Source organism: Candidatus Colwellia aromaticivorans, from assembly GCF_003333305.1.
Classification (GTDB): Bacteria; Pseudomonadota; Gammaproteobacteria; order Enterobacterales; family Alteromonadaceae; genus Colwellia; species Colwellia aromaticivorans.
Genome location: NZ_QOLD01000019.1, coordinates 125345 through 132086, shown reverse-complemented (window position 1 = coordinate 132086; position 6742 = coordinate 125345). Strand labels below are relative to the sequence as shown.

General features: G+C 37.5%; 5 protein-coding genes. 1 reads left to right on the top strand and 4 read right to left on the bottom strand.

What is annotated here, in order from left to right; all coding sequences use genetic code 11:
* Nucleotides 1-290 precede the first annotated feature (290 nt).
* Nucleotides 291-536: a YfhL family 4Fe-4S dicluster ferredoxin gene (locus DWA31_RS03510; protein WP_114325278.1), complete on the bottom strand. Its 246-nt coding sequence runs from the start codon at nt 534-536 to the stop codon at nt 291-293.
* A 12-nt stretch (nt 537-548) separates the two neighbouring features.
* Entirely contained in the window at nt 549-1964 is a 1416-nt protein-coding gene (gene trhP / locus DWA31_RS03505; protein WP_114325277.1) for a prephenate-dependent tRNA uridine(34) hydroxylase TrhP, read from the bottom strand.
* 264 nt (nt 1965-2228) lie between these two features.
* Between trhP and DWA31_RS03500 the strand changes: the two genes are divergently transcribed.
* Entirely contained in the window at nt 2229-3077 is an 849-nt protein-coding gene (locus tag DWA31_RS03500) for an HDOD domain-containing protein (RefSeq protein ID WP_114325276.1), read from the top strand.
* A 165-nt stretch (nt 3078-3242) separates the two neighbouring features.
* Here DWA31_RS03500 and epd read toward each other — a convergent pair whose 3' ends face one another.
* Together epd and tkt are read right to left on the bottom strand one after the other, a co-directional pair.
* Nucleotides 3243-4277, bottom strand: a complete 1035-nt coding sequence (gene epd / locus DWA31_RS03495) for an erythrose-4-phosphate dehydrogenase (RefSeq protein ID WP_114325275.1) — start codon at nt 4275-4277, stop codon at nt 3243-3245.
* 65 nt (nt 4278-4342) lie between these two features.
* On the bottom strand, nt 4343-6331 hold the full coding sequence (gene tkt, locus DWA31_RS03490; protein ID WP_114325274.1) for a transketolase: 1989 nt from the start codon (nt 6329-6331) through the stop codon (nt 4343-4345).
* Nucleotides 6332-6742: the final 411 nt, after the last annotated feature.

Below are 6742 nucleotides of genomic sequence, written 5' to 3'. Positions count from 1 at the left end.
TAGAGCTCGTTAATAAGATTTGAAAATACGTCCGCGAAAATATCATAGAGCCAGAGTTAGCTACTCAATTTAGAGCTCGTACATAAGTTCGCATTTAATTCTTTAAAAATAATTTTTATTGTTGACAGGGGGGAGTCCACATAAGCTACATCCATGTAGTGAAGTATCATGGGTATAGATATGTATTTCCAAGCAACTGTAAGGTGTAATACTTGAACAGATGACTTCAGTCGATTAGATTTTAGCATGTTTTTTATTCAAGTTTTAGTATGAGTTTTAACCTGTGATTATTAGCCGTGCATTTTTAAAAACTTAGCCAGCAAGCTTTCTTCATCTTCCACATGGTTTGGATCAGGCTTTACACAATCAATAGGGCACACGCTTACACAGGTGGGTTTGTCATAATGCCCAATACACTCAGTGCACTTGTCGGCATCTATTTCGTAGATGTGCTCTCCTAACGTGATTGCCTCGTTGGGACATTCAGGATCACACATATCACAGTTAATGCAGCTGTCTTCAATAAACAAAGCCATAAGAACTAAATCCTACTTGTTTGCTTGATTTTGCGCAAAGGGGTGACGAGTGGTGCCGCCCTCTGTTAAATAACGCATGATAATACCAAACTCTAAATTTAACTCTGTATCTAGTTCAATGGCAACTTTATGACCTGAGCCTTTGGCATCAGTAATTTTTTCACCTGTTTTACAATGGATCATATTTTCTAAGGTAAAGCTGATATTGCCATTTGGCGTCATTAACTCTAATGAATCGCCTACCAGGAATTTGTTTTTAACATCAATTTCAACTAACCCTGATTCTGTATTTCGACCTAATACTTCACCAACAAATTGTTGAGTATCACTTTTGGAGTAACCATAATCATAGTTTTGTGTATCAGAAGGGCGATGACGTTTTAAAAATCCTTCGGTATAACCACGATGTGCTAAATGCTCCAAATCTGTATTTAAATCAGGATTAAATGCTTTATCTGCAATAGCATCATTCATTGCTTGTCGATAAACTTGCGCAGTTCTAGCGCAATAGTAAAAAGACTTTGTTCTACCTTCAATTTTTAGTGAGTGCACGCCCATTTTAAGTAAACGTTCAACGTGTTCAACGGCGCGTAAATCTTTTGAATTCATAATGTAAGTGCCGTGTTCATCTTCAAATGCTGGCATATACTCACCTGGACGGCCTTGCTCTTGTAATAAAATCACATCATCAATAGGTTTTGGCTTTTCTTCAGGTAGCCTATCTTCATGTAGAACATTTTCAGGCATAAAAATTTCGGGTGATTTATTTGTAGGGGGCACTGCAATGATATCACCCGTTTCTGTTTCTTTAGCTTCGTGGGTATCATATTTCCAACGACACGAATTGGTACAAGTGCCTTGATTTGGATCGCGTTTATTAATGTAACCAGATAATAAGCAACGGCCTGAATAGGCCATACATAATGCGCCATGAACAAATACTTCAAGCTCCATTTCGGGACAATGAAAACGAATATCTTCAATTTCATCAAGTGATAATTCTCTAGATAAAATTACCCGTTCAACACCTTGTTGTTGCCAAAATTTAACTGTTGCCCAGTTAACAGCGTTTGCCTGTACAGATAAGTGAATAGACATATCTGGGAAGTTTTCACGAACCATCATGATCAAACCGGGATCTGACATAATTAATGCATCGGGTTTCATTGCTATAACGGGTGCAATGTCTTTCAAAAAGGTTTTTAACTTTCCGTTATGAGGGGCGATGTTATTAACTAAATAGAATTTTTTTCCTAAAGCATGAGCTTCATCTATGCCTATTTTTATGTTTTCTAAAGAAAATTCATTATTTCTGACCCGAAGAGAGTAACGAGGTTGCCCGGCATAAACTGCATCTGCGCCATAAGCAAAAGCATAACGCATGTTCTTAAGGCTACCAGCAGGAGAAAGTAATTCAGGTTTAAGCATAAATTTATCATCTTTAACAAAGGATCAATTTTAATGAACCAAGATATATAGGGCGCATATTATAAGAAAATACATCACACTGAGCAATCTAAACTAGTGATAAAGATAAACCATTTATTTGTAAACTAGAGAAAATACTAAATAGCTAATGTTGGATTTCTGTACAATATTGAAAAACATTATAAAAAGCTTGGTGTTCATTCAAATTGTGCTATTTTGAATACGATAAGTGAATGCTGTAAAATAAAACAAAAGGAGAATTCTATGGCGACTGAAAATGCCTTGTATACTATTTTGATGGAAAAAATAAAACAAGGTGCTTTGGTTTTACCTACGCTACCGGAAGTTGCGCTTAGAGTTAGACAAGCAGCTGATGACCCAGACATTAGCTTGGGTCATATGAGTGAGATTATTGGACAAGATCCTGCACTTGCTCTAGGTATGATAAAAGTAGCTAACAGTGCTTTATTAGGACGAAGTATCAAAGTTGAAACGGTATCTCAAGCTGCTACACGTATTGGCTTGCGTCAAATAAAGAGCATTTCTACCGCGATGGCACTTGAACAAATATTTGTTTCTGAAAATGATGTTGTTGCTATGTATATGAAAAAGCATTGGCACAAAACAATAGATATAGCATCAGTTGCGATGAGTTTGATGAGTTTGTACCTTAAAAATAATAAACATACTTCGCTAACGCTAGATACTATAACCCTTGCTTCACTCGTACATAATGTAGGTGTATTACCTATTTTAACCGAAGCTGAACAGCATCCCGGCATTTTTGCTAACCCGACCTTTTTACATCACGCTATTATAAAGTTATCAGGAACAATTGGCGGTAGTATTACTCGAGCTTGGGGTTTTTCAGATGAACTAACGTTGCTTGCTGAAAGTTGGAGTGATTTGACGGTTTTGCCAAAAGAAAGTCATTATTTAGATTTTATCCGCGCAGGTGCTATTTATCACAATGTTTTTAAGAATAAATCAACCCAAGAAGTGTTATTAAATAACTATGTGAAAAAAGGAATATTACCTGATGTTGATTTTATGAAAAGTGATGATTTTAAAGCCTTATGTGCAGATGTTAAATCAATGTTTACTTCAATATAAATAAAACCTAAAACAGTCTAATAAGCTGCTTGTTAGTTATATTCATCTATCCGTCACCTGTAGTAAGCCTTAATTGAAAACCTAAAAATTTATTAATAAGATTAGTATTATAAATCTACGAAATGATGCACTTGACAGAGTAAAGTGAATAGTAACTTTACTCTGTTATTTTGCCATCTGTGCAGCGGTATCCAGCATTCTGTTAGCAAAACCCCACTCGTTATCACACCATATTAACATTTTAATTAACCGTTTATGGCTGACACGCGTTTGATTACCATCAACAATACAAGAATGTGGATCATGATTAAAATCAGCAGAAACTAATGGCTCTTCCGTATAAGCTAGTATGCCCTGCAGACCGTAATTATCTAGGGAGGTTGCTTGAGCATTTTTGATTACTTGGTGTATTTCATCAATAGTGACGTTTTTATTCACTGTTACACTTAAATCCATCGCAGTCACATTGAGCGTGGGTACACGTACGGCTATTGCTTCAAATCGACTTTTAAATTTAGGAAGGATTCTTTCTATGCCTATGGCCAATTTAGTATCAACGGGTATGATGGAGTGACTTGCTGCACGAGCACGTCGTAAATCGGGGTGATAAGCATCAATAACTTGCTGATCATGCATTGATGAATGAATAGTGGTTATTGTGCCACTTTCAATGTCAAAAGCATCATCTAATACTTTAATTACTGGCACAATACAATTGGTGGTACATGAACCATTAGAAATCACACGATCATCATTGTTGAGCTGTTGATGATTAATACCATAAATAATCGTAGCATCAATATCGTGCGTACAAGGATGTGAAAATAATACTTTTTTAGCCCCTTGTTTTATATGCGCTAAACCATCGGCTTTACTACCAAAAATACCCGTACAATCTAGGACTATATCAACCTGGTGTTTTTGCCAAGGCAATTGTTCTATCTGTTCGAAATGGTATAAAGCTATATCATTTTGTGTCGTGTTATCAGTGAAAATAGATAATAGTTCGCCTTGTTGTTCTACTTTAAAAGCAAAGCGACCATGGGTGGTATCATATTTTAATAGATGAGCAATGCCGCTAGCAGGCGCTAGATCATTAATAGCAACGATTTTGAAATTGTCTATTTGGCCGCTTTCAAAAAGGGCTCTAACAATACTGCGACCAATACGTCCAAAGCCATTAATGGCAATATTTATCATATATTTACTTCACTTAGGTGATAATCGGCAAATAGAATACATTTTTGCCGATTATCATTTTAACCTTACAATTGGTTAACGGTGTTAACTACATTGTCAACGGTGAAACCAAAGTGCTCAAGTAATACATTACCCGGCGCAGATTCACCAAAGGTAGTCATACCAACAACAGCACCATTTAAGCCAACATATTTGGCCCAAAAATCAACATGGGCAGCTTCAATAGCGACACGCTTGGTGACATTTGCAGGTAATACAGATGCTTTGTAGTCACTGCTTTGAGAATCGAATACATTGGTAGAAGGCATTGATACCACACGTACTTTTTTACCTTCTTCAGTTAGTACTTTAGCTGAATCAACGGCTAAACCAACCTCAGAGCCCGTAGCAATTAAAATAACGTCTGGTGTGCCAGCGCAATCTTGTAAAATGTAACCACCTTTAGCAATATCACTTACTTGTGTTTGGTTACGTGTCATTGCAGGAAGACCTTGACGAGAGAAAATTAACGCTGAAGGTGCTTTTTGGTTTTGCACAGCGGCTTTCCACGCAACGGCTGATTCTGTCGAATCACAAGGACGCCATGTCGTTAAGTTTGGTGTTGTTCTTAGGTTTGTTAATTGCTCAATAGGCTGATGAGTAGGACCATCTTCACCTTGGCCAATAGAGTCATGAGTATAAACAAATATATTTTGAATACCCATCAAAGCTGACATACGTACGGCATTACGCGCATATTCCATAAACATCATGAATGTTGCGCCGTAGTTGATGAAACCACCATGAAGCGAAATACCATTCATAATACCGCTCATGCCAAATTCACGCACACCGTAGAAGATATAGTTACCCGCAGCGTCAGTTTCAATACCTTTTGAACCCGACCAAAGCGTTAAATTTGAACCCGCTAAATCGGCAGAGCCACCTAGCATTTCAGGTAATACTTTACCGAAGGCTTCAATGGTATTTTGTGAGGCTTTACGTGAGGCGATGTTTGCACTACTTTCATGACATTCTTGGATAAATGCATTGGCTTTATCTTCAAAATCTTGAGGTAATTCACCGTTAACTACACGACGTTCAAACTCAGCTGAAAGTTCAGGGTAAGCGGCTTGATAAGCACTGAATTTTTCATTCCAGCTTACTTGACCAGCGGCACCTTTTTCTTTTTGATCCCATTGGGCATAAACATCTGCAGGTACTTCAAATGGCGCATGAGGCCAGTTTAAAAATTCACGAGTCGCAGCAATTTCATCGTCACCTAATGGTGCTCCATGACAATCATGTGTACCAGACTTATTAGGAGAGCCAAAACCAATAATTGTTTTACAACAAATCATACTTGGCTTATCTGTTACTGATTTTGCTTCTACAATAGCTGCGGCAATAGCGGCAGAGTCATGACCATCAACACTGATTACATGCCAACCGTATGCTTCAAAACGTTGCGGGGTATTATCAGTAAACCAACCTTCAACATGACCATCAATAGAAATACCATTGTCATCCCAGAAAGTGATTAGTTTACCTAAACCTAATGTACCAGCTAATGAACAGGCTTCATGAGAAATACCTTCCATTAAACAGCCATCACCTAAAAAGCAATAAGTAAAGTGATCAACAATATCATGATTTTCACGGTTAAATTGTGCTGCTAAAGTTCTTTCAGCAATTGCCATACCTACCGCATTTGAAATACCAGCGCCAAGTGGGCCAGTCGTTGTTTCAACACCAGGCGTATAACCATATTCTGGATGACCTGGCGTTTTAGAATGCAATTGACGAAAGCTTTTCAAGTCATCAATAGACAAGTCATAGCCGGATAAATGCAATAGAGAATAAATTAGCATTGAACCATGACCATTAGAAAGTATAAATCGGTCACGATCAGCCCAGTTAGGATCACTTGGGTTATGCTTTAAGAAATCACGCCATAAAACTTCAGCGATATCCGCCATCCCCATCGGGGCACCAGGGTGTCCTGATTTTGCTTTTTGTACTGCATCCATGCTTAAAACACGAATTGCATTCGCTAGTTCTTGACGCGATGACATATTTGCTCCAGATCTATTTTGTAGTGAGAATTTTTATATACCCATGTTACCTCAAGATGCAGGATTCAGCTGGAATTAGAAACGTTTTTAGGCAAGGCATTGATTGAAGATAATAGTTATTCTATTGTCGAAATCAATAACGCAGCATAAAGCGTTTCTAAACCAGCCCTACGGGGATGCCTGAGCAAATCATGCTATTCGTTACATCTCTTTTTAAGGGAATTACCCTTAATAAAAAGATGCGTCTTGATCATGAATCGCTCAGGTATCCTGAAACTCGCATCTTGAAATATCATGGGTATACAAGTTAATTGCGCGTATTTTCCACTACCACAGGGCATAGCGCAAATTAATTTTTTATATTTCTAACTGTTTTTTGTTATAGATGTAAAAATAAGATGAATATCATTA

What these genes read in the sequence shown, in the direction of transcription:
- DWA31_RS03510 (WP_114325278.1), bottom strand. Translation starts at nt 536, where the DNA reads ATGGCTTTGTTTATTGAAGACAGCTGCATTAACTGTGATATGTGTGAT.
- trhP (WP_114325277.1), bottom strand. Translation starts at nt 1,964, where the DNA reads ATGCTTAAACCTGAATTACTTTCTCCTGCTGGTAGCCTTAAGAACATG.
- DWA31_RS03500 (WP_114325276.1), top strand. Translation starts at nt 2,229, where the DNA reads ATGGCGACTGAAAATGCCTTGTATACTATTTTGATGGAAAAAATAAAA.
- epd (WP_114325275.1), bottom strand. Translation starts at nt 4,277, where the DNA reads ATGATAAATATTGCCATTAATGGCTTTGGACGTATTGGTCGCAGTATT.
- tkt (WP_114325274.1), bottom strand. Translation starts at nt 6,331, where the DNA reads ATGTCATCGCGTCAAGAACTAGCGAATGCAATTCGTGTTTTAAGCATG.